Genomic DNA, 23,337 nt, shown 5'->3' on the forward strand with positions numbered 1-23,337 from the left:
CCTTTGGCGACTAATGCTTTTCCCTTCTCCCCTTGCGGGAGAAGGTGCCCGTAGGGCGGAAGAGGGGTGCGCGCGCAGCGCGTAAGCAGGAGCCCGACCCCCTCTCCCTGGCGCTTCGCGCCTGTCCCTCTCAGCTCTGCACTCCCTGCGGTCGCCGAAGGCGAGAAGGGCGAACGTCAGCGTGGCGGCTCAGAAGCGTCGAACCAGACCGCGCGCACGATACGCCACCGCCCGGTCCCCTGAGCGCACGATCGGCACGTCACGCCGCACAAACCTCGCGCTAGGATGCGGCGTCATCCCGCCGATCACCCGCCCATGCGTCTGCTGTTCACCGCTGCCCTCCTGAGTCTCCCGTTCACCGCCATGTGCGCCGACCGCATCACCGGCAAGCCCTTCGCGACGCGCAGCGAGGTGTATGCGCCGCATGCGATCGCCGCGACCTCGCACCCGCTCACCACGCAGATCGCGCTGGACGTGATGAAGGCCGGCGGCAGCGCGGTCGACGCCGCCATCGCCGCCAACGCGGCGCTCGGCCTGATGGAACCCACCGGCAACGGTGTCGGTGGCGATCTGTTCGCCATCGTCTGGGATCCCAAGACGAAGAAGCTCTACGGCTACAACGGCTCCGGTCGTTCGCCCAAGTCGCTGACGCTGGCCGAGTTCCAGCGCCGCGGCCTGACCGAGATCCCGGCGCACGGCCCGCTGCCCGTGACGGTGCCGGGCACGGTGGACGCCTGGTTCGCGCTGCATGGCCGCTTTGGCCGCAAGCCGATCGCCGAGGATCTCGCGCCGGCGATCCGCTACGCGCGCGAAGGCCATCCGGTGCACGAAGTCATCGCGTATTACTGGGGCCGCAGCGTGCCGACGCTGTCGAAGTGGCCGGGCTTCACCGAACAGTTCACCGTCGCCGGTGATGCGCCCGGTAAAAGACGCGGCCCGCGCACCGGCGAGATGTGGAAGAACCCCAACCTCGCCACCACGCTGGAGAAGATCGCCAACGGCGGCCGCGACGCGTTCTACAAGGGCGACATCGCGCGCACCATCGACGCGTACTTCAAGGCCAACGGCGGCTTCCTGAGCTACGACGATCTCGCCTCGCACACCGGCGAATGGGTCGAGCCGGTCAGCACCAACTACCGTGGCGTCGACGTGTGGGAACTGCCGCCGAACGGGCAGGGCATCGCCGCGCTGCAGATCCTCAACCTGCTCGAACCCTACGACCTGAAGTCCTACGGCTTCGGCAGTCCCGAACACGTGCACCTGTTCACCGAGGCCAAGAAGCTGGCCTTCGCCGACCGCGCCGCGTCGTACGCCGATCCCGACTTCTACAAGAGCCCGACCGCGAAGCTGATCTCCAAGCCGTATGCGCGCGAGCGCGGCAAGCTGATCTCGATGGACCGCGCCGCAAGCGCGGTCGAGCCCGGCGTGATCCCGCAGCTCAACGAAGGCGACACCATCTACATGACCGTCGCCGACGCCGACGGCATGATGGTCTCGCTGATCCAGTCCAACTACCGCGGCATGGGCAGCGGCATGGCGCCTCCCGGGCTGGGCTTCATCTTCCAGGACCGCGGCGAGCAGTTCGTCCTGAAGGAAGGCCATCCCAATTCGTTCGCGCCGGGCAAGCGTCCGTTCCACACCATCATCCCCGCCTTCGCCACGAAGGATGGCAAGCCGTGGCTGAGCTTCGGCGTGATGGGCGGCGCGATGCAGCCGCAGGGCCATGCGCAGATCATCATGAACCTGGTCGATTTCGGCATGAACCTGCAGGAAGCCGGCGACGCGCCGCGCATCCAGCACGACGGCAGCACCGAACCGGCCGGCCAGAACACCGCGATGAACGACGGCGGCGAGCTCGACCTGGAAACCGGCTTCTCCTACGAAACCGTGCGCGCGCTGATGCGCAAGGGTCATTCCGTGCGCTTCGCCGACGGTCCCTACGGCGGCTACCAGGCGATCATGGTCAACCCGAATGGCGGCTACATCGGCGCCAGCGAATCGCGCAAGGACGGCCAGGCCGCCGGGTACTGAGCGCATGATCGGCGACCGCGTCGACGTCCCACTGTGCCGCGAGCGCCTGCTCGCGCAGGGACGTGCGCAGGTCCCCGATTACCTGCAGCCCGAGGTTGCGCAGCGCCTCCACGACTGCCTCGCACGGGAAGTGCCGTGGACGCTGGCGGTGCGCGACGGGACCGGCGCGCGCACCATCGAGCACGCCGCCTACGCGGCGATGGATGCGGAGCAGCGCGCGCGCCTGCTCGCCGACGTGGCGGATGCAAAGGGTGCATTCCGCTTCGCCTACGAGAGCTACATGATGGTGACCGCGTACCAGGAAGGGCGCGATCCCGACCTGGCGCTGCACCGCGTGCTGGAAGTGTTCAACTCGCCGCAGTACCTCGCCTTCCTGCGCGAGCTGACCGGCGACGTGCGCATCCGTCGCGTCAATGCGCAGGCCACGCGCTACCGCGCGGGGCATTTCCTGCGTTACCACACCGATGCCGAATCGCGCGAAGGCCGGCTCTACGCCTACGTGCTCAACCTGACCCGCGACTGGCACGCCGACTGGGGCGGACTGCTGCAGTTCGTTGACGGCGAAGGCCGCGTGACCGACACCTTCCTGCCGCGCTGGAACACGCTGTCGCTGTTCAAGGTGCCGACCGGCCACGCGGTGTCGCTGGTCGCGCCGTGGGCCGAGCAGGACCGCATGGCGATCACCGGCTGGTTCCTTTCCTGACTCAGCCTTCGCCCTGTTCGATCGGCTGGCCGTTCGCTTCACGGTACGCCGCATCGACGAAGGGTTGCGTCCAGTAGCGGTCGAACCAGCGCGACAACCACGGATCGTCGCCGACGAACCGCACGCGCGCGTCCGACAGATCGATCTTCGCGCGCACCTGTTCCAGCGTCAGCCTTTCTTTCGCCAGCGGCGCGACGGCGGCGCGTGTCTGCTCGACCAGCGCGATCACTCGCTGGACATAGGCGTCGTCGTGCATCGCCGCGCCGTGGCCGGGAAGCCACAGCGTCGGGCGCTTCGCCTGCAGCGCGCGCAGCGAGTCCGCCCAGTCGCGGGGATATGCGTTGAAGCCGAAGGGAACCGGCGCGACCAGCAGATCGCCGGTGGCCATCGCGCGCTGCGCGGGCAGCCATGCGACCAGATCGCCGTCGGTGTTGGCGCGGCCCGGATGCCAAAGCTCGACCGGACGTTGCGGATCGTCCAGCCGCAGCGCCGTATCGAACATCCGCGTCGGCGCGACGAGATACAGCCCACGCGTGTCCTCGCGGTACTGGCGGAACAGCCGCTGAGACGCTTCGAAGCCTTCGCGCTCTGCGCGCGCGAGATCGGGTTTGGCGAGCGTGTCGCGCAGGAAGGCGTCCGCGCCATCCAGTCGCTCGTCGAACGCCGCCTGCGCCGTGGAATCGGGCGCGCCCTTCGGATACGCCTTCATGGAGCGACCGGTCAGGTGTCCGGCGGTGGTCGTGGTGGTGATCACGTCCGCTTTCGGCCAGCGCTCGACGATCGCCGGAAGCCCGAGCACGTGGTCGCCGTGCCAGTGGGTGATCGCGACCGCCTTCACCGGTTTGTCGCTGACGCCGCGCACCAGCTCGACGATGCGCCGGCCCGCGCCGGGCGAGCCGCCGGCGTCGATCAGCACCAGACCGTCGCGTTGCTCGATCACGACGACGTTGCCGATCGGCTGGATGTGGAACGGCTGCGGTTGCGCGATCAGCCACACGCCGTCGGCGACGCGATGGATCTGCTGGAAATAGCCGTCGCGTGGCAGCGGGCCCGACACGGGCGCCGCCGTGCCGGGCGCGACGGTGGCCGTCTGCGCCGGCGTGGTTACGCAGGCAAGCGACAGGACGAGGAACCAGGCGAGCTTCGTTCGCATGACGACGACCCCGGATCAGGTGCCGCCATGCTGGAACTTGCCGGGCCGCGATGCGCGACCCGGAAGTCATGGCGAACTCAGTCGGCCGGGACCGTGCGTCCGTTCGCCCACTCGCGCAGCGCCTGCACCTGTTCGCCCATCAGCACCGAGAGCGGACGCGTCTGCTTCAGCTCGTTGCGCAGGGTGAAGTCGACCAGCGGCGCCTTCGCCGCATGCGCGGCATACAGCGCGGCCACGATGGCCTGTTCGATTTCAGCGCCGGAGAACCCGTCGCTCGCCGTCGCCAGCCCTGCGAGATCGAACGTCGAAGGGTCGAGCGAGCGCTTGCGCAGGTGCAGCGCGAACAGCTGCTCGCGCACCGCGGGCGAGGGCAGGTCGACGAAGAAGATCTCGTCGAAGCGACCCTTGCGCAGCAGTTCCGGAGGCAGCTCGTCGATCTGGTTCGCGGTCGCGACCAGGAACACGCGCGAGCGGCGCTCGGCCATCCACGTCAGCAGGTAGCCGAGCACGCGCCGCGACACGCCGCCGTCGGAATCGCCGCCATCGCCGGCCAGACCCTTCTCGATCTCGTCGATCCACAGCACGCACGGCTCCAGCTGCTCGGCCGAGGCCAGCGCGGCGCGCAGGTTCTTCTCGGTCTCGCCGTGGAACTTGTCGTACAGCGTGCCGAAGTCCAGCCGCACCAGCGGCACGCCGAAGCCGGCGGCGACGGCCTTGGCCAGCATCGACTTGCCGCAGCCCTGCACGCCCAGCAGCAGCACGCCCTTGGGCGGATCGAGTCCCGGCGGCGCATCGCCGCTGACGAACACGCCGCGACGCTGCTCGATCCAACGCTTGAAGCGTGCCGCGCCGGCGACCTCGTCCATGCGCGCGCTGTCGTATTCGTAATGCAGGTGGCCGCTGCGGTTGAGCAGTTCGAACTTCAGCTTCGCCAGCTGCGGCAGGTCGTCCGGACCGAGCGCGCCGTCTTCGAAGATCAGGTGCCGGGCGATGCGGCGCGCGTCGATCGGATCGAGCCCGCGCAGGTTGCGCACGATCTGCTGCACCGCTTCGCTGTCGACTTCCACGCGCTTGCCGCCGTGTTCGCGCGCGTAATTCTCGGCTTCCTCGCGCACCAGTTTGAGCAGCGCGTTGGCATCGGGCAGGCGCGGCGCGTAGCGCACGGCGATGGCATCGAGCTCCGGCGGCAGCTCGACTTTGTGCCCGACCAGCACCAGCACGTGCGGCTGGCAGTCGCGGCGCTGCACGATGTCGCGCAACTGGCGCTGCGTGCCGGCGTAGCCCAGGTACGGATGGAAATCGAGCAGCACGTAGATGCCGCGCTGGTCGGCGTTGCGGATCGCCTGCAGCGTGTTGGAGGCGTCGGGCGCGATCTCCGCCGCATCCTCGCGGTCCAGATCGATGCGGCGCAGGCCCTCGGTGATCGACCAGCGGTGCAGCGCGCGCCACACGTGCATCAGTGCCTGGCGGAACAGTTCGACCACGCGTGCTTCGTCGCGGGTCTCGATGACGATCAGTGGCGTGTTGGCGCGGATCAGCGCGGTGAGGTCCTGCAGTTCGGTCATCGTGGCCGCGCATCCATGTCGGAGCGGCGATCATAGCGGGCAGGATGGATACTTGAGCCGTCCCGCCGCGACCGCGACCATGTGCGCTGGTCCGCACGGAATGTCCCATTGGCCTTCGACGCTTTCGCGCTCGTGCTGGCGATGCTGGCGCTGGGCTACCTGTTCCAGCGCCTGCGCGTGCTGCCCGGCGACGCCGCGCTGACGCTGAACCTGGTCGTCCTCTACGTCTGCCTGCCCGCGGCGGTGCTGCGTTACGTGCCGCGCCTGCATCTGGAGCCGGCGCTGCTGGGCGTGGCCGCGGTGCCGTGGCTGTTGCTGGGCGCGACCGTGCTGCTGGTCGGCGCACTCGCGCGCTGGCTGCGTTTCCGTCGTGACGAGACTGCGGTCCTGATGCTCACCGTCGCGCTGGGCAACACCAGCTTCCTCGGCTATCCGCTGACCCGCGCGCTGGTCGGCGAACACGCCCTGCCGTACGCGGTGGTGTACGACCAGTTCGGCACCTTCCTGGTGTTGTCGACGTTCGGCCTGTGGGTGCTGGCGCACTACAGCGGCGAACACGCGCCGTCGCCGCGGCAGATGGTCGTGCGGGTGCTGAAGTTCCCGCCGCTGTGGGCGCTGGTGGCGGGGTTCACGGTTATGCCGGTCGATCCGCCGGGCTGGCTCGCCGGTGGCCTGCAGCGTCTGTCCGATGCTCTGTTGCCGCTGGCGATGCTGACCATCGGCCTGTCGGTGCGCCTGACCCTGCCGCGCGACGAGCTCAAGCCGCTCGGCATCGGCCTGCTGCTGAAGCTGGCGGTGATGCCGGCGCTGGCCTGGCTGCTCGTGCCGCTGCTCGGGCTGCAGGGCGAGATGGCCCGTACCACCGTGCTCGAAGCGGCGATGCCGTCGATGGTCACGGCCGGCGCGCTCGCCATCGCCCACGGCCTGGCCCCGCGCCTGGCGGCGGCGATGGTCGGGTACGGCCTGCTCCTTTCGCTGCTGACCCTGCCGCTGTGGGCGACGGTCGGCACCTGAGCGTGTCGCGCGGCCGGGCCCGGTGTACGCTGCGGCTTCCATCCAGAGGGGAGTCCGCATGAAGACCGTGCTGGTGGCCAGTTCCAAGGGGGGCGTGGGCAAGACCACGATCGCCACGCACCTCGCCGCACAATCGGCGCTCGACGGCCTGCGCACCGCGCTCGTCGACGCCGATCCGCAGGAATCCTCGACGCGCTGGGCGCAGCGGCGCGCGGTCCTCGACAGCGCCGTGCTCCCGCTCGACGGCACCCGCCGCAAGGCGTGGCGCAAGCAGCTGCCCGACGACACCCAGCGCCTGATCATCGATGCGCCCGCCGGTTCGATGGCGGACGACCTGGAGAACTTCCTCGAAACCGCCGACGCGGTGGTCGTGCCAGTGCAGCCGTCGGCGCTCGACATCGAAGCCACCGTGCCGTTCCTCGACTCCCTCGCCAAGCATCCGCGCGTCCGCCGCGGCCAGTTGCGGGTAGGGCTGGTGGGAAACAAGCTCAAGCCGTGGACCCATGCCTCGCAGCAGGCGATGGAACTGCTCGGCGCGTGGCCCTATCCGGTGGTGGCCCGACTGCGCGACAGCCAGGCCTACGTAATGCTGACCGGACTGGGAAAAAGCCTCTTCGACTACCACTCCGCCCAGGTGCGCGAGCACCAGGAGGACTGGGAGCCTTTGCTGAAGTGGTTGAAGAAAGCCTGAGCCATCACGCGGCTGCGCGATAATGCCGGCCGAGCCTCAGCCCTGGAGTTGCCGCGCGCATGCGTGAACTGATCCTGCTACGACACGCCCACGCGGAACCTGCCGCCAACGGACAGGCCGACCTGGACCGCCCGCTCTCGGCCGAAGGCCTGGCCGAGGCGGAAGCCGCCGGTCGCTGGCTGGCCGAGAACAAGCTGATCCCCGACTGTGTCCTGTGTTCGCCCTCAAGGCGGACGCGCGAGACGCTGGAGGCGGTGCTGGCGGCCATCGGCTACGTCGACCAGCGCATCGAACCGTCGATCTACGACGCCACCCCGGGCACGCTGATCTCCCTGGCCGACACTCACGGCGAGGCCGAACGGCTGATGCTGGTTGGCCACAACCCCGGACTGGAACGGCTGGCGGCGCTGCTGCACAGCGGCCAGTCCGGCGACTATCGCGGCATGCCTCCGGCAGGGATTGCCGTGCTCACCGTGCCGACCGGCACGGGACTGGAACCGGGGGCAGCCCAGCTCAGCGCGTTCTGGTGGCCGTGACCGTCCGATCCAGGCACCCGGTCCTTGTACTGCTGTGCGCACTGTCGGCCTGTCCGGCGGTCGCGCAATCGCCTGATGTGCCCGTGCCGGAAGCGGCGGGCGTATCGATCAGTCCCTTCGATCCTGCCCACACCCGCTTCGGCTTCGAACTGCGCACGCGCTGGGGCCAGCGCGTCGCCGGTACCTTCCCGCGTTACGAGGGCGACGTGACCACGCTGGCCGACGGTCGCCACCGGGTGCGCATCGTGCTGCGCACCGATGGCGTCGTCGTCGAAGGCTCCGAGCGCTACACCGCGCTCGCGCGCGGTCCCAGCTTCTTCGACGCCGCCCGCTATCCGTACATCGAATTCGTGTCCGATCCGCATCCCGAATCCCTGATCCACACCGGCGGTCGCATGCGCGGCCGGCTGTCCATGCACGGCGTCAGCCGCATGGAAGTGTTCTACCTGTCGGAACCCGAGTGCGACGCGCCGGGCCGTGAATGCGACGTGGTCGCCGGCGGCAGCATCAGCCGCGAGGACTATTCGCTGGACGGCTGGCAGTTCGCGCTGGTGGACCGCGTGCGGTTCAGCATGCGCGTGCGCGTGGTGGAGCCGGCTCCATGAGCTTGACCCAGCGTGCCGTCCTGGCGCTGCTTGCCCTTGCACTGAGTGCCTGCGCCTCGCTCTCCAACGCCCAGCGCGACCGCGCTTCGGAGATCGTGGTGGCCGCGCGCTCGACCCAGGTCGAATGCGAGCGCCGCGACGCCTGTGCGCAGCCCTCGCCGCTGCGCGCGCTGGCCGCGCGTGCCTTCGCCGAATCCACGCCGGAACAGCCGCGCCATTACGCGCTGATCCTCGATCGTGGTCCGGACGCGCTGCTCGCGCGCGTCAACCTGATCCGCAGCGCGACCACCGCGATCGACCTGCAGACCTACATCTTCGACGAGGACGACGCCGGGCGGCTGGTGCTCGACGAACTGCTCGCGGCGGCGCGACGTGGCGTGCGCGTGCGCGTGCTGATCGACCAGCTCTCCGCGCTCAAGCACATCGACACACTGGCGGCACTCGCCGGCGCGCACGTCAACTTCGAGCTGAAGCTGTACAGCCCGGTTCTCGGTCGTGCGCAGATCAGCTATCCGCAGTACGCGCTGGCCGCCGCGTGCTGCTGGCGCACGCTCAACCAGCGCATGCACACCAAGCTGCTGCTGATCGACGGCGCGGTCGGCATCACCGGCGGACGGAACTACCAGGACGACTATTACGACTGGGACGACGAGTACAACTTCCGCGATCGCGACCTGCTCGTGGCCGGTCCGGTCGCGCGGGTGATGGGCGAGGACTTCGCGCTGTTCTGGAACGATCGACGCAGCACGCCGGTGGAGCGCCTCAACGATGTCGGCGGCCGCGTCCTCTCCGGCGGCGTGCCAGCGTTGCCGGCGATGAAGTTCGAACGCCCCGAGCGCGCGCTGGCGATGCTGGCCGACGCCAGCGACGGAGCTCTGGTCGAGGAGCGGCTGGTACAACAGGCGTTGCCAGTGGGCGCGGTGCGCTACATCTCCGACACGCCGGAAAAACATGCGGCGGTGAACGCCGAGCAGCAGGCCGTCGCATCCGGTTCGCTGCGCAGCCTGATCGAATCCGCCCAGGACGAAGTGATCCTGCAGACGCCGTACCTGGTGTTGTCGGATGCGGCGCAGGAGATGTTCCGCGGCCTGCACCAGCGTCCGCGCGAACAGCGTCCGCGCGTGATCATCTCGACCAACAGCCTCGCCGCGACCGACGCCTTCATCGCGTACGCGCTGTCGTACAAGTACAAGCGCCGTTACCTGCGCGAGTTCGGATTCAACATCTTCGAATACAAGCCGTTTCCGCGGGACGCACCGATCGACGTGGCCACCACGGGCGCGACACTGCCCGACCTCGACACGGACGAGGCCTCCAGCGCCGACCCGGGCACTGTGTCGCCATCGCGCGCGCTCGCGGGCGAAAGCGGCACGCCGCCGTCGGCCGAGTCGTTGAAGCAGACTCGCCGCGAGCTGCGCAACCAGTACGATCGCAGCAGTGTCGTCGAGCGCGAGCAATACCGGCGCGCGCTGTCGCGCGAGTACACCGCGCTGCGCTACAGCACGCGCGGCGCCAACCGGCCGGTGCCGCTGGAGCGCGCCGGCGTGCGCATCGGCCTGCACGCCAAGTCGATGGTGATCGACGAGAAGATCGGCGTGGTCGGCACGCACAACTTCGATCCGCGCGGCGACCACTACAACACCGAGAGCGCGGTGGTGATCGAGGACCCCGCGTTCGCGCAGGCGCTGGCGGCGAGCATCCGCCGCGACATGGAGCCGGCCAACTCGTGGGTGATCGCACGGCGCGACAAGCCGCCGGTGTTCTCGGGCCTGGATTACTCGATCGGCAAGATGTTCGAGGCGATGCCGGTGTTCGACCTGTGGCCGATGCGCTACGCCACCAGCTACGAGTTCGTGCCCGGCCCCGAATGCCCGGAGCCGTTGCTGCCGAGCGATCCGGGTTTCCGCGCGTGCTACACGCCGGTCGGCGATTTTCCGGAAGTTTCCGCTGGCCTGAAGGGCGTCACCACGCGCATCTTCACCGCCTTCGGCGCAGGACTCGCGCCGATCCTCTGACCTGAGGGTGCCGTTCGCGGGTGTTCCGTCGCCCGTGTGTGGACCGCTTTTGCGCAGTGGCCGCTGCGGCCCCCATCCCGGCCTGCCTGTTCAGGCCGATGAACGTGACGCTGGTCACTCTGGCTGACGACCCAAGCCCGGCCCGGGAGGCGTCATCGCGGGTCCGGCGAGGCGACCCCTGCCATCAGTCATGGCAACGCTTCGCCAGAAATAGCTATCTATATCAGCAAGTTCCGGCTGCGGCCGCACCCCTGGCAAGTAGGTCTTCGGTGGGGTGACTTCTGGCCCATGTTGGAAATGATCTGGTGTTGTACTTTACCAACACACCAAGTCACACCCCCACTGACAAGGACACCGCCATGAACGCTCTTCGCACCTTCTCCGCCTCGTTTGCCAAGTCCGCCAAGGTTCCGCCGGCCGTCCTGGCCAATGCCCGCGCCCACCGTGAACGCGACTTCGGCGTCGGCTACGGCAACAGCTCCGGCTACGCCAGCAACCGCCGCTACACGTCCGAGTGGGCGCCGCCGCGCTTCCGCTTTGCCTGACCCACCGCACCACCCGCCACAGCAGGAAATCGCCATGAACGCCTCCCGTCCCAGCCCGAACGCTTCCGCCCCCAGCGCCCGCTCCAACGTGATCCCCCTGCCGGAGCGCCACATCCATCGCGATCGTGATTTCGGCGTCGGCTACGGCAACAGCAGCGGTTACGCCGCCAACCGCCGCTATGCCCAGGACTGGATGCAGCCCCGTTTCCGCTGCGCATGAGCCGTCGCCAGCGACCCATGCGTGATTCCCACCCCCAGAACCACGGCAACGCTCTCTCTTTCCCCCTGGCCCGGACCCGGCGCGTCGGTCTCTCTCCGTAACCGCGCACCGGCTCCCGGGCCCCTTTTTTTGCCGGCCGCCACGCCCTTCCGACTGGCCGCCGCCCGCGACCGCCGCTAAGGTGGCGCGATGAGCGACACACCCCACGCCCCCCGCTCGCCGTTCCGCGGCACGCCCCGTCTCGACGATCTCAACGCGCTCTCGCGCGGCACCGCGATGGAGCCGCTGGGCATCGTGTTCACCGAGGTCGGTTTCGATTTCGTCCGCGCGACCATGCCGGTCGATGAACGCACCCGTCAGCCCTATGGCCTGCTCCACGGCGGCGCATCGGTCCTGCTCGCCGAAACGCTGGGCAGCAGCGCCGGTAACCTGAGCGTCGGCGACGGCGAGGTCTGCGTCGGCATCGAGATCAACGCCAACCACGTGCGCGCCGTGCGCGAAGGCCTGGTCACCGGGACCGCGCGTCCGCTGCACGTGGGCAGTCGTACCCAGGTATGGGAAATCCGCATCGAGGACGAACGCGGCCGGCTCGTGTGCATCTCGCGGATCACGCTCGCGGTGGTCGCGCGCGACTGAACCGGCCTGCGCGCGCCGTCCGGGCAATGCGCCTGCGTATTCACCACTGTGTGTCGTTGCCGGCGCTGGTCGCGACGGCGGCGCTTCGGTATCTTGCATTCAATGAATGCGCCGTCCCCCCACGCCGGCGCGACGGCGCCGACCACGGCGCCCGCCGCGCGCGCGCTCCGTTACCTCGTCCGCGTGCCGCTGCTGCTGTGGCACGTCGTCGTCGATCTGCCGCTGACCCTTATCTGGACCACGCCGCTCACCGTGGGCCTGCGCGTGGGCGACGAACCCATCGCCAATCGCGCGATCCGCGCCTGGTCGGCCGGGTTGATGTGGATCTTCGGCTTCCGCCTGCGCCGCTTCGGTGAGCCGTTGCCCGGCGCGGCGATGTTCGTCGCCAACCACGTCAGCTGGATCGACATCGAGACGCTGCACAGCCAGCGCATGATGGGTTTCGTCGCCAAGCGCGAGATCGCCAGCTGGCCGCTGGTCGGCTGGCTCGCCTCGCGCGGCGAGACGATCTTCCACTCGCGCGGCAGCACCGAATCGCTGGGCGGCGTACTGCACACGATGCTGGCGAGGCTGCGCGAGGGGCGTTCGGTCGGCGTCTTCCCCGAAGGCGGCACCCGTGGCGGCCGCGAGATCGGCCCGTTCCATGCGCGCATCTTCCTGGCCGCGGTCGAGGCCGGCGTGCCGGTGCAGCCGGTCGCGCTGCGCTACGGCGAGGGCGGCGACGCCCAGCAGGTGGTCGCGTTCCAGCCGGGCGAAAGCTTCCTGGCCAATTTCCTCCGCCTGCTCGGTGAACCGGCGCGCCTGGCCGAGGTCCATTTCCTGGAACCCATCCTGCCCGGCGAGGCCGATGGCCGCCGGCGCATCGCCGAGCTGGCGCGCGCGCGCATCGTCGAGGCGATGACCAGCTGAATCGCGGGCGCGCGCGGCAGGGTTCGACGCCCGCCTGCGTTGTAACGGACATGGGGATTTCACGAATCGCGCATGAAGCTCCTGCTTAAGCTGTCCAGAGGCCGAGACTTATGTTGCTGGTGTCCACGCCGATGCTGACCGTCGCCGATTACCAACCCCCGAGCTGGCTGCGCAACGCGCACGTCCAGTCGGTGCTGGGGTCCAGCCTGCTGCGCCGGCGGCACGGCGAACGCAGTCTCGCCGCGCTCGGCGCGGTGCATACCGACCACATCGTCGATGCCGGCGATGGCGTGCGCCTGCAGGGCGTGCACAGCGCAATGCCCGACACGCCCACGCGCGGACTCGTGCTGCTGCTGCACGGCTGGGAGGGCAGCGTCGATTCCAGTTACATGCGGCTGACCGCGGTCGAACTCCTGCGCGCGGGCTTCGAAGTGTTCCGCCTGAACTTCCGCGATCACGGCGGCACCCACCACCTCAACGAAGGCCTGTTCCATTCCAACCGCATCGACGAGGTCGTGCGCGCCGCGACCGAAGTGGCGCGGCGTTTCCCGGGTCATCCGATGGCGGTCGCCGGCTACTCGCTCGGCGGCAACTTCGCGCTGCGGCTGGCGTTGCGCGCGCCGGACGCGGGCCTGCAACTGGCCCACGTCGCCGCGGTGTGCCCGGTGCTCGATCCGGCGAGCACGATGGATTCGATGGAACACGGCCTGCCGCTGTACCTGTGGTATTTCGAGCGCAAGTGGCGCGGCTCGCTGGCGCGCAAGCGCGAGCTGTTCCCGCAGACGCACGCGTTCGACGACAACGTCCTGGGCCTGCGCATGCGTCCGCTCACGCAGTGGATGGTCGAGCGCCACACCGACTTCGGCACGCTGGAACGCTACTTCGACGGTTACTCCATCGCCGGCGACCGTCTCTCCGCGCTGCAGGTACCGGCCAGCATCCTGATGGCCGAGGACGATCCGGTGATCCCGGTCGACACCTTCCGCGTGTTGCGCCTGCCGAACGGGGCGCGTCTGGAAATCTCGCCGTGGGGCGGCCACTGCGGCTTCCTGCAGAGCGCGCGATTGGACGGTTTCGCCGAGCGCTGGATCGCGCGGCGGGTGCTGGAAGCGATCGACTGACCGGCTCGCGCCGGCGAATGTGTCGACGCCGACAGGAAAAAGGCCTGCCGGCGACAGCACGCATTCAACTTCACGGCACTAGTGTCGTGGCAACGACACGACGACCGCGGCGAACAGGGGACGATCCAATGAAGCGCACGCTCCTCTGGTTGCTGGTGGCATGCGCACCGGCGACGGCTTTCGCCCAGGACGAGGCGGCGAAGCTCGACCTCGCCGTGCCGACCACGCCGATCCAGTTCGCCAGCAACAGCGGCGAAGCCCAGGCGCGTTACCGCAACGATCCGCCCGGCACCTATTACGGCGACATCGGCGGCGCATCGGCGATGAACCCCGACGTCGCGGACGCCGCCGAGGGCTGGCAGGTCCACGGCAGCCTCGAGGCCGGCATCGGGTATTCGAAACAGACCGGCAGCAGCCAGTGGCAGGCCGCGCATGTGCAGCTCGACAAGACCTACGTCGACGAGGACGGCGACACCAGCCACGTCAACCTGAGCCTGAGCGTGGGCCAGGGCGACGGCCCGATGTTCGGTTCGGGGTATTTCCACCCGGGCTACTACGGCTATGGCGAGCCCATGCCAATCGACGAACCGCCGCCGGGGCCGCGCGCGCCGTTCAGGCGCTGAGGACGCGCTTCCGCACGCCACGCCGGGCCGGCCGGCGCAAGCCGCTACAATCGCGGTTTTCGCCGCTTCCGAGCCGTCCATGTACGAACCGATTCTCGACGCCCTGCGCCGCGGCGCCGCCCCTGAAGCGCTCAACGCCGCGCGCGAGGCCGTCACGGCCCAGCCGCAGGACGCCACTTCCCATCGCCTGCTTGCCGCCGCGCTGCGGCTGGGTGGCGACCGCGATGCGGCGATGGCCGCCATCGACCAGGCCATCGAACTGGCGCCGGACGATGCCAACCTGCACCTCGAACGCGCCGGCCTGCTGCTGCACGAGCGCCAGCTCGACGAGGCGCAGGCTGCGCTGGCCCGCGCCACCGGCCTGGATCCGAACCAGTTCCCGGCCTACATCATCCAGGGCCAGCTCGCGGTCGGCCGCGGCGATCTCGACGAAGCCGAGCGCCTGACCCGCACCGCGGCGCGCATCGCGCCGGACCACCCGCACGTGGCCGCATTGCAGGGCACGCTGGCGCTGCGCCGCGGCGATGCCGACCAGGCGCTCGCGATCCTCGGCACCGCCTCGCAACGCGCGCCGAACGACCTGCAGCTGCGCCATGCGCTCGGTTTCGCGTACCTCGCCAAGGGCCACTTCGCGTTCGCCGAACAGGCGTTCCGCGCGCTGCTGGAGAAGGACGGCGGTTCGCGTCCGCTGCGCATGGTCATCGCCGACCTGATGCGTCGCCAGGGCCGCCCGGGCGAGGCCGCGGAAGAACTCGCGCCGCTGCTCGAACGCGAAGGTCCGAGCCCCGCACTGCAGCGCCTGATGGGCGAACTCGAACTCGAAGCCGGCCGCAACGAGCACGCTCTGGAACTGCTGCGCAGTGCGTTCGACGCCGACCCGCGCAACGTGCGCAACATCCTGCCGCTGGTCGAAGCCTGGCGCCGCCTGGGCCTGCACGACGACGCACGCACGACGGTCGACGCCGCGCTGCGCGAGCACGCGCAGTCGCCTGAGTTGTGGCATGCGCGACTGCTGTTCGAGGAATTCGCCAGCGAGCCGGCGCGCGCGGTGATCGCGCGCTGGCGCGAGGCGATGCCGGAGTTCATCCCGGCGATCGAAGCGCAGGTCGTCGTCCACGACCACGCCGGCGAATCCGATGAAGCCGACGCGCTGGTGCGTCGCATCGTCGAACTGCGCCCGGGTTACACCCAGGCCGAGATGCGCATCGTCGATTCGCTGCTGCGGCGCGATCCCGACGCTGCGGTCGAACGCGTGGAAGGACTGATCGCGCAGGCGCCCGACGCGAACGTGAAGCGCAGCCTGCGCCAGCTGCTCGGCCGCTGCTTCGATGTCGCCGGCCAGCCCGCGACCGCGATCGCGACCTGGGCCGAACTGCACGCCGAAGTGGTGGACCAGCGCTTGCCGCTGCCCGAAATCAGCCAGGGCGAACGCGAATGGCCGGCGGTGGGACCGCTGCCGGAACCGACGCCGGCGGTGGTGCTGTTGTGGGGCGCGCCGGGTTCGCTGGTCGAACGCCTCGCCGTGACCCTGGACCAGGCCGGTGCGCCGCTGCGCGTTGATCGCCTCGGCCCACAGCCGCCGACCGATCCGATGCAGCGCTACACCACGGTGCCGGGCCTGCTCGACGGTTCGCTCGACCCGGCCTACGTGGCGGGTCTGTGGCGCGCGGCACTGCCGGCGCGCGGCATCAACGACGGCAACATCATCGACTGGCTGCTGTGGTGGGACAACGCGCTGCTGCTGGCGCTGCGCCCGCACCTGCCGGAGGCGATGGTGCTGGTCGCGCTGCGCGATCCGCGCGACATGCTGCTGGACTGGCTGGCCTACGGTTCGCCGGTGCCGTTCGCGCTGCCGTCGCCCGAAGCCGGCGCGCGCTGGCTCGCGCAGACGCTGTCGCAGATCGCCGACCTGCACGAGCATCAGCTGTATTCGTACCGGCTGGTGAAGCTGGACACCATCGCGCAGGACGCCACCGGACTCGCGCAGGCGATGGCCGACGCGCTCGGCATCCGCATGCCGATCCCGCCGCAGGAAGCGCTCGGCCCCGCGCACTTCGAGGCTGGACGTTGGCGCGAGTACCGCGATGCGCTGGGCGATGCCTTCGCGCTGCTCACCCCGGTCGCGGAACGCCTGGGTTATCCGGCCGAGTGACCGGACTCCGCCTTCGTCCGGATGCGGGCGAAGGCGGTAGTGCTCGACGTCCGCGCAAGATCAAGAACGGAGACGACCATGCAGATCCGCAGCCAGAGTTTCCAGCACCGCGAACGCATCCCGGCCGATTTCGCCGCCGGCCAGGCCACCGCGGATGGTTTCGGCTTCGCGCCGAACCGCAATCCGCACCTGGCCTGGGACGACGTGCCCGCCGGTACGAAATCCTTCGCGCTGGTATGCATCGATCCGGACGTGCCGACCGTGCCGGAAATGGTCGGCAAGGAAGGCGTGCTGATCCCGTCCGAGCAGCCGCGCTGCGATTTCGTGCACTGGGCGATGGCCGACATTCCCGCCGACGTGCGCGAGATCGCCGCCGGCAGCTGCAGCGACGGCGTAGTCCCGCATGGCAAGCAGGCGCCGTCCGGTCCGGCCGGTTCGCGCCAGGGCGTCAACGACTACACGGGCTGGTTCGCGGGCAACGCCGACATGGACGGCGACTGGAAGGGCTACGACGGCCCGTTCCCGCCGCCGAACGACCTGCGCCTGCACCGCTATTTCTTCCGTCTGTTCGCACTCGACGTCGAACGGCTGGACTTGCCCGCGCGCTTCACCGCCACCGACGTCTTCAAGGCGATGCACGGGCACGTGATCGACGAAGCCGCGTTGCAGGGTACGTACTCGCTCAATCCGTCGGTCAAGGGCTGATGCTGCCAACCCTGCGCTGCAGGTGAAGCGGGTAGGATCGAGCGCGGGGATGGCCGCCATCGCGGCCCACGCGCTGACAACATGGACGACCTTCCGTATGCCGCGCCGAAGGCCGTGGTGGCCGACAACGCCGGCGCACCGCGGTCGTTCCACATCGCCGGTCGCTGGCGTCGACTGTTCAACTGGCTGATCGACAAGATCGTGATCATGATGCTGGGCGCGCTTGTCTTCGCCCTGCTGTACGCGTTCGGTTCCAGCGCGGTGGTCGCGTGGCTCGACGGCCTGACCCTGGTCACGGAGCAACTGGCCTGCCTGCCGCTCTACCTCGGCTACTACATGGCGATGGAAGGCCTGTTCGGCGTCACGCTGGGCAAGCTGTTGACCGGCACGCGCGTCGTCGATGAGCGCGGGCATCGGATCCTCCTCCGCCACGCGCTCCTGCGCAGCATGTGCCGGCTGATTCCGTTCGACGCGCTTTCGGTGCTGATGAGCGACGACAGCCGCATCCGTGGCTGGCACGATTCGCTGGCGGACACATATGTGGTGCTGCGCGTGGCTCCGGCGATGGCGGTCGCCGCATCCGGATCCGAACCCGTCGCCGCCTCCTGACGGCGACAGGCCATGCGCGGCGTTACTTGCGCGGCGCGTCCTTCACCAGCTCCGACTCGACCACCATGTCGAGCACGTACGCCGTCGACGGTGCGTCGGCCGGTGGGTTCTTGATCGCATAGCGCTTCACGCGCACGACGTTGCGCGTGCCGGCGACGTGTTCGAAGCCTTCGATGTCCTGGTACAGCGGTTGCCATTCGCCCGGCGTGCCGGTCTTGAGGCCCTGGGCGTCGTAGTGGACTTCGCGCACCTGCAGGCACTGCTTGTCCGGGATCAGCGGATGGCTGCACGGCTTGGTTTCGGGCGCGACTTCGTAGAACGCCGTCTCGCCCGCGCCGCCGTAGCGCGTTTCGGCGGTGGCTTCGCCGCGGAAGGTGAGCACGTCGCCGCCCGCACCGGTCAGGGTCAGGGTCGGTGACTCGCCGCCTGCCAGCGCGGCCGTCTGCGGACCCTGCAGGCGCTTGCCGACTTCCTGGTCCAGCGCCATCAGCTTCGGATCCGCGCAGGCCATCAGGGTCGAGGCGAGGTCGGCGACGGTGAGACGCTCGCCTTCCAGCGTGTAGCCGCCGCCCATGCGATTGCAGGTGTTGGCGACGCCGATCCGGTTGTCGCGGAAATCCAGCTGCACCGGCTTGTCTGCGCGCGCGAACAGCGACTCGATGCGCTGCCCCTTCGCGTCCACGGCCTGATCGAGCTTCCAGTGGTACGCGCTGAGCATCGCCGCATCGACGGTGGTCGTTGCGGGTGTCGCCGCCGCGGGCGTGGCGGCGGGTTCCGCGGCCGGCGGCGTTTCCGGGGCGCGCGAACACGCGGTGGCCAGCGCCACGGACAGGGTGAGAAGGGCGAGTCGCTTCATGGGTGTCTCCTGAAAAGGCGACTCATGGAAACGAACCAACGCTTAGGACGGGGTGAAGGCGCGCGAGCCGCCGTCACGCCGGTATTCAGCTTCCGGCTGGAACCAGGTACAGCAGCGCTGCGCCGAGCACGAAGCGGTAGATCGCGAACACCGTGAAACGGTGGCTCTGGATGTAGTGCAGCAGCCACTTCACCGCGATGAAGGCGGTGATCGCAGAGGCGACAAAGGCCACGCCCAGCGCGGTCCAGTCCTCGTGCGCGGCTTCGCCGTTGTGCAGGACCGAGACCAGCTCGTAGGCCGTCGCCGCGAACATCGTCGGGATGCCGACCAGGAACGCGAACTCCGTCGCTGCCGCGCGCGAAGTGGTACCGGCCAGCAGCGCCACGAAGATCGTCGCGCCTGAGCGCGAAGTCCCCGGGAACACGCCGGCCACGACCTGCGCGATGCCGACCAGGATCGCCACCGTCCAGGTGATCGTCGCTCGCTCGCCGAGCACGGCCGCGCGCTTGGCCGCGAAATGCTCCGCCGCGATCATCCACACGCCGCCCAGCACCAGCGCCCACGCGATCGGCGTCACTTCATCGGGCAATTCGAAGCCGAGCTTCTTCACGATCACGCCCAGCACCGCGGTCACGCCGAATGCCACGGCGAGCTTGAACGCATAGTCGCGCGCCTGCGTCGCGTCCAACGGCATGCCGGCCGGACTGTGCTCGGCGAGCGCGCGGCGGCCGACGAAGCCCATCGCCAGGTCCCACAGTCGCTGGCGGTAGATCAGCACCACCGCGAGGATCGCGCCGGCCTGGATCGATATGTTGAACAGATCGCTGCGATGGCCCAGCCAGCGCTCGGCGATCAGCAGATGGCCGGTGCTGGAAATCGGCAGGAATTCGGTGATGCCTTCGATGATGCCCAGGAGCAACGCGGCGAGCAGTTCGGTCATGGGAGCGGGAGGGCCTGTTCGTGTGTCGGATTGCGCGAACGCGCGGCGGTGCTGCTGCGCGCATGCGCGAAACGGCGCAGCATACCGGATGGCCACGTGTGCACCGGGTTGATGCATGCAACGGTCACATTGCACCAATAAGGTGCAGTTCGGCCGCGACACTGTCGCGCAGCCGAGAAGAATCAATGCGTTACGAGCGTGTGAAAGTTGGCACGACCTGTGCGTCATCCAAGACAGTCACCGCCCCCGCGGCCGGCTTTCCCGAATCCCGAAATCCCCGAATCACATCCCGGAGTTCCCATGTCGATCGAACACGTAGAAAAGCTCATCAAGGACCACAAGGTCGAATTCGTCGACCTGCGCTTCGTGGACATGCGTGGCGTGCAGCACCACGTCACCTTCCCGAAGTCGATCGTGGAGCCGAGCCTGTTCGAGGACGGCAAGATGTTCGACGGTTCCTCGATCAGCGGCTGGAAGGGCATCAACGAGTCCGACATGGTGCTGCTGCCCGACGCCAGCACCGCGTTCCTGGATCCGTTCACCGCCGATCCGACCCTCGTGCTGACCTGCGACATCCTCGACCCGGCCACCATGCAGGCCTATTCGCGCGATCCGCGCGGCGTCGCCAAGCGCGCCGAGGCCTACCTGAAGGCCAGTGGCATCGCCGACCAGGCCTTCTTCGGTCCGGAGCCCGAGTTCTTCATCTTCGACTCGGTCCGCTTCGCCAACGACATGGGCCACACCTTCTTCCACATCGACTCGGAAGAAGCTCACTGGAATTCCGGCCGTGAGTACGACGGCGGCAACACCGGCTACCGTCCGATGGTGAAGGGCGGCTACTTCCCCGTCGCGCCGCTGGATTCGCTGCACGACATCCGCGCCGAGATGTGCAAGACGCTGGAACAGGTCGGCATGGAAGTGGAAGTGCACCACCACGAAGTGGCCAACGCCGGCCAGTGCGAGATCGGCACCAAGTTCAACTCGCTGGTGAAGAAGGCCGACGAACTGCTGACGATGAAGTACGTCATCAAGAACGTCGCCCACCGCAACGGCAAGACCGCGACCTTCATGCCCAAGCCGATCGTCGGCGACAACGGCAGCGGCATGCACGTGCACCAGTCGCTGGCCAAGGGCGGCGTGAACCTGTTCTCCGGCGACGGCTACGGCGGCCTGTCGCAGATGGCGCTGTGGTACATCGGCGGCATCTTCAAGCATGCCCGCGCGATCAACGCCTTCGCCAACTCGACCACCAACAGCTACAAGCGCCTGGTGCCGGGTTACGAAGCGCCGGTGATGCTGGCCTACTCGGCCCGCAACCGCTCGGCGTCGTGCCGCATTCCGTACGTCGCCAACCCGAAGGCCCGTCGCATCGAGATCCGCTTCCCGGATCCGATGAACTCCGGCTACCTGGTCTTCGCCGCGCTGATGATGGCCGGCCTGGACGGCATCAAGAACCAGATCGACCCGGGCGCGCCGAGCGACAAGGACCTGTACGACCTGCCGCCGGAAGAAGAGAAGAACATCCCGACCGTGTGCCACAGCCTCGACCAGGCGCTGGAAGCGCTCGACAAGGATCGCGACTTCCTCAAGGCCGGCGGCGTGTTCACCGACGACTTCATCGACGGCTACATCGCGCTGAAGATGCAGGAAGTCACGCGCTTCCGCGCGGCGACGCACCCGCTCGAGTACCAGATGTACTACACGATCTGATCCATCCGCGGCCCGGGGCGAATGCTCCGGGCCGCGTTCGTTCCGCACCCTGCTTTCCGGGTTCCCACGGAGATTCGCGATGGAGATCCGCACCGGCGGTCTCGACCATCCCGATGTCGTCGCGCTGCTGCAGGAGCACCTGCAGGGCATGGCGCTTCTGTCTCCGCCGGAGAGCATCCACGCGCTCGACCTCGACGGTCTGCGGGATCCGCGGATCACCTTCTGGTCGGCATGGGAGGGCGGGGAACTCGTCGGCTGTGGCGCGCTGAAGCAGCTCGATGGCGTGCACGGAGAGATCAAGTCGATGCGCACCGCATCCAGGCACCGCCGCAAGGGGGTGGCGGCCGGATTGCTGGAGCACATCCTCGCCGAAGCCGGGCGTCGCGCTTACCGGCAGTTGAGTCTGGAAACCGGCTCGATGCAGGGCTTCGCACCGGCGCGCGCGCTGTACGCGCGCTTCGGTTTCGCACTGTGTGGTCCGTTCGCGGATTACAGGCAGGACCCGAACAGCGTCTTCATGACGCGGGCCGTGTAGCCACAAGCACGGCGCAGTACCACCACGACAACCAGAGAGAGGGAAACGAAAACGACGGGCTGCGCCCGCCGCAAGGCGAGTGCGTCTCCGAAGAACGCGCGGGAACGACGAAACGACGCCCGCGTGGCAAGAGCACGAAGCAATGACCGGGGAGGGGCCACCGCTTATGAGGAGCCTGCGTCATGTCGTCTCGCACCAATGCAAACAAGTTCGTCGCCGCTTCGCTCGTCTCCGCCGCCCTGTGCGGCCTGGGGATGGCCTCCGCACACGCCGGCGTCGCCGGCTCGGTCTCGCTGACCAGCGACTACATCTTCCGCGGCATCTCGCAGAACAACCAGGAACCGGCGCTTCAGGCCGGTGTTGAATACGCCGCCGATAGCGGCTTCTACGTCGGCACGTGGGGCAGCAACGTCAGTTGGCTGTCCGACACGCCCGTGCCCGACAACGACATCTCCAACAGCGTGGAGCTGGATTTCTACGGCGGCTACCGCGGCAAGTTCAACGACACGTTCGGCTACGACGTCGGCGCGCTGTACTACTGGTATCCCGGCGACTATCCCTCCGGCTTCAACAGCCCCGACACCGGCGAGATCTACGTCGGCATCACCGCGGGCGTGTTCGCCGCCAAGTACTCCTACGCCGTCACCGACCTGTTCGGCTACGCCGATTCGGACGGCAGCGGCTATCTCGATGCCGCGGTGAACTGGGAATTCGTTCCGACCTGGACGCTCAACGCGCACGCCGGCAAGCAGTGGATCGAGAACAACGAGGACTTCGAGTACCTCGACTGGAAGGTCGGCGTGACCAAGACCTTCGAAGGCGGCTTCGCCGTCGCCCTGGCGTACACCGACACCGACGCCGAAGAGGCGTTCTACACCAACGTCCACGACAACTTCCTGGGCGACAACACGGTGGTGCTCACCCTCACCAAGACCTTCTGACACCCATCCACACGGAGCTGCGAGATGAAACTGATCACCGCGATCATCCGGCCGTTCAAGCTCGACGAGGTGCGCGAAGCGCTCACCGAAGTCGGCGTGTCCGGCATCACCGTCACCGAAGTGAAGGGCTTCGGCCGCCAGAAGGGCCACACCGAGCTCTACCGCGGCGCCGAATACGTCGTCGATTTCCTGCCCAAGCTGAAGGTCGAATGCGCGGTGGCCGAGGCCACGCTGGAGGCCGCACTGGAGGCGCTCGCCAATGCCGCGCGTACGGGCAAGGTCGGCGACGGAAAGATCTTCGTGCAATCGCTCGAGCGCACGGTGCGCATCCGCACCGGCGAGCTCGACGACGACGCGTTGTGAGGAGGGCGACATGAACCGTCCAGTCCCACTCACCAGCGAACCGAACGGTGTCGAGCCGTCATTCCCACGCACGCGGGAACCCAGCGCGAACGTCACCTCAACCGAGCAGAACGAAGGAGCCCCGAACGTGATGCACTCAAAGATGGATCCCCGCCTTCG

At 68.4% G+C, this 23,337-nt stretch carries 24 protein-coding genes; 20 read left to right on the forward strand and 4 right to left on the reverse strand.

What is annotated here, in order from left to right; genetic code table 11:
- The first annotated feature begins 315 nt into the window (after positions 1-315).
- The gene (ggt, locus tag FOF45_RS07360) at positions 316-2,031 is read left to right on the forward strand and encodes a gamma-glutamyltransferase (RefSeq protein ID WP_158983462.1); all 1,716 of its coding nucleotides are present in this window, start codon (positions 316-318) and stop codon (positions 2,029-2,031) included.
- Between the two features lie 4 nt (positions 2,032-2,035).
- A complete protein-coding gene (locus FOF45_RS07365) occupies positions 2,036-2,734 on the forward strand; it encodes a 2OG-Fe(II) oxygenase (protein ID WP_158983463.1) in 699 nt (232 codons plus the stop codon).
- A 1-nt stretch (position 2,735) separates the two neighbouring features.
- Here FOF45_RS07365 and FOF45_RS07370 read toward each other — a convergent pair whose 3' ends face one another.
- Entirely contained in the window at positions 2,736-3,887 is a 1,152-nt protein-coding gene (locus FOF45_RS07370) for an MBL fold metallo-hydrolase (protein ID WP_158983464.1), read from the reverse strand.
- Positions 3,888-3,964: 77 nt separating this feature from the next.
- Positions 3,965-5,452: an AAA family ATPase gene (locus FOF45_RS07375; protein ID WP_158983465.1), complete on the reverse strand. Its 1,488-nt coding sequence runs from the start codon at positions 5,450-5,452 to the stop codon at positions 3,965-3,967.
- A 108-nt stretch (positions 5,453-5,560) separates the two neighbouring features.
- On the opposite strand from FOF45_RS07375, the gene FOF45_RS07380 reads away from it, so the two are divergent.
- The 14 genes from FOF45_RS07380 to FOF45_RS07445 all read left to right on the forward strand — a co-directional run bounded on the left by FOF45_RS07380 (position 5,561) and on the right by FOF45_RS07445 (position 17,833).
- Complete coding sequence (locus FOF45_RS07380; protein ID WP_158983466.1) at positions 5,561-6,466, forward strand: AEC family transporter; 906 nt, start codon at positions 5,561-5,563, stop codon at positions 6,464-6,466.
- A 58-nt stretch (positions 6,467-6,524) separates the two neighbouring features.
- Positions 6,525-7,157 (forward strand): ParA family protein, encoded by a 633-nt coding sequence (locus tag FOF45_RS07385; RefSeq protein WP_158983467.1) that lies wholly within the window; start codon positions 6,525-6,527, stop codon positions 7,155-7,157.
- Between the two features lie 59 nt (positions 7,158-7,216).
- On the forward strand, positions 7,217-7,693 hold the full coding sequence (locus FOF45_RS07390) for a SixA phosphatase family protein (RefSeq protein WP_158983468.1): 477 nt from the start codon (positions 7,217-7,219) through the stop codon (positions 7,691-7,693).
- 83 nt (positions 7,694-7,776) lie between these two features.
- Positions 7,777-8,298, forward strand: a complete 522-nt coding sequence (locus FOF45_RS07395) for a YceI family protein (protein ID WP_158983470.1) — start codon at positions 7,777-7,779, stop codon at positions 8,296-8,298.
- Positions 8,295-10,313 carry a phospholipase D family protein gene (locus FOF45_RS07400; RefSeq protein ID WP_158983472.1) on the forward strand — a complete coding sequence of 673 codons (2,019 nt, stop codon included), beginning with the start codon at positions 8,295-8,297 and terminating at the stop codon, positions 10,311-10,313. Before FOF45_RS07395 ends, FOF45_RS07400 begins: the two co-directional genes overlap by 4 nt.
- 359 nt (positions 10,314-10,672) lie before the next feature.
- The gene (locus FOF45_RS07405) at positions 10,673-10,858 is read left to right on the forward strand and encodes a hypothetical protein (protein WP_158983474.1); all 186 of its coding nucleotides are present in this window, start codon (positions 10,673-10,675) and stop codon (positions 10,856-10,858) included.
- Positions 10,859-10,892: 34 nt separating this feature from the next.
- Positions 10,893-11,078: a hypothetical protein gene (locus tag FOF45_RS07410; RefSeq protein WP_158983476.1), complete on the forward strand. Its 186-nt coding sequence runs from the start codon at positions 10,893-10,895 to the stop codon at positions 11,076-11,078.
- A 189-nt stretch (positions 11,079-11,267) separates the two neighbouring features.
- Complete coding sequence (locus tag FOF45_RS07415) at positions 11,268-11,714, forward strand: hotdog fold thioesterase (protein ID WP_158983478.1); 447 nt, start codon at positions 11,268-11,270, stop codon at positions 11,712-11,714.
- Between the two features lie 102 nt (positions 11,715-11,816).
- Positions 11,817-12,623: a lysophospholipid acyltransferase family protein gene (locus FOF45_RS07420; protein WP_158983479.1), complete on the forward strand. Its 807-nt coding sequence runs from the start codon at positions 11,817-11,819 to the stop codon at positions 12,621-12,623.
- Positions 12,624-12,757: 134 nt separating this feature from the next.
- Entirely contained in the window at positions 12,758-13,744 is a 987-nt protein-coding gene (locus tag FOF45_RS07425; protein WP_158987327.1) for a YheT family hydrolase, read from the forward strand.
- 128 nt (positions 13,745-13,872) lie between these two features.
- Positions 13,873-14,367, forward strand: a complete 495-nt coding sequence (locus FOF45_RS07430) for a hypothetical protein (protein WP_199244453.1) — start codon at positions 13,873-13,875, stop codon at positions 14,365-14,367.
- A 79-nt stretch (positions 14,368-14,446) separates the two neighbouring features.
- Positions 14,447-16,519, forward strand: coding sequence for a tetratricopeptide repeat protein (locus FOF45_RS07435; RefSeq protein ID WP_158983481.1), 2,073 nt, complete (start codon positions 14,447-14,449; stop codon positions 16,517-16,519).
- 78 nt (positions 16,520-16,597) lie between these two features.
- Positions 16,598-17,224 (forward strand): YbhB/YbcL family Raf kinase inhibitor-like protein, encoded by a 627-nt coding sequence (locus FOF45_RS07440; RefSeq protein ID WP_158983484.1) that lies wholly within the window; start codon positions 16,598-16,600, stop codon positions 17,222-17,224.
- An 81-nt stretch (positions 17,225-17,305) separates the two neighbouring features.
- Complete coding sequence (locus FOF45_RS07445) at positions 17,306-17,833, forward strand: RDD family protein (RefSeq protein WP_158983487.1); 528 nt, start codon at positions 17,306-17,308, stop codon at positions 17,831-17,833.
- Positions 17,834-17,855: 22 nt separating this feature from the next.
- On the opposite strand, the gene FOF45_RS07450 is transcribed toward FOF45_RS07445, so the two are convergent.
- Complete coding sequence (locus FOF45_RS07450; protein ID WP_158983489.1) at positions 17,856-18,689, reverse strand: META and DUF4377 domain-containing protein; 834 nt, start codon at positions 18,687-18,689, stop codon at positions 17,856-17,858.
- 85 nt (positions 18,690-18,774) lie between these two features.
- On the reverse strand, positions 18,775-19,629 hold the full coding sequence (locus FOF45_RS07455) for an undecaprenyl-diphosphate phosphatase (RefSeq protein ID WP_158983492.1): 855 nt from the start codon (positions 19,627-19,629) through the stop codon (positions 18,775-18,777).
- A 300-nt stretch (positions 19,630-19,929) separates the two neighbouring features.
- On the opposite strand from FOF45_RS07455, the gene glnA reads away from it, so the two are divergent.
- The 4 genes from glnA (at position 19,930) to FOF45_RS07475 (ending at position 23,178) form a co-directional block, all read left to right on the forward strand.
- On the forward strand, positions 19,930-21,339 hold the full coding sequence (glnA, locus tag FOF45_RS07460; protein ID WP_158983495.1) for a type I glutamate--ammonia ligase: 1,410 nt from the start codon (positions 19,930-19,932) through the stop codon (positions 21,337-21,339).
- Positions 21,340-21,418: 79 nt separating this feature from the next.
- Positions 21,419-21,874 carry a GNAT family N-acetyltransferase gene (locus tag FOF45_RS07465; RefSeq protein WP_158983498.1) on the forward strand — a complete coding sequence of 152 codons (456 nt, stop codon included), beginning with the start codon at positions 21,419-21,421 and terminating at the stop codon, positions 21,872-21,874.
- A gap of 182 nt (positions 21,875-22,056) precedes the next feature.
- Complete coding sequence (locus tag FOF45_RS07470) at positions 22,057-22,815, forward strand: TorF family putative porin (protein ID WP_158983501.1); 759 nt, start codon at positions 22,057-22,059, stop codon at positions 22,813-22,815.
- Between the two features lie 24 nt (positions 22,816-22,839).
- The gene (locus FOF45_RS07475; RefSeq protein ID WP_158983504.1) at positions 22,840-23,178 is read left to right on the forward strand and encodes a P-II family nitrogen regulator; all 339 of its coding nucleotides are present in this window, start codon (positions 22,840-22,842) and stop codon (positions 23,176-23,178) included.
- Positions 23,179-23,337 lie beyond the last annotated feature (159 nt).

The organism is Lysobacter panacisoli (assembly GCF_009765165.1).
In the GTDB taxonomy this organism is placed as follows: Bacteria; Pseudomonadota; Gammaproteobacteria; order Xanthomonadales; family Xanthomonadaceae; genus Lysobacter_J; species Lysobacter_J panacisoli.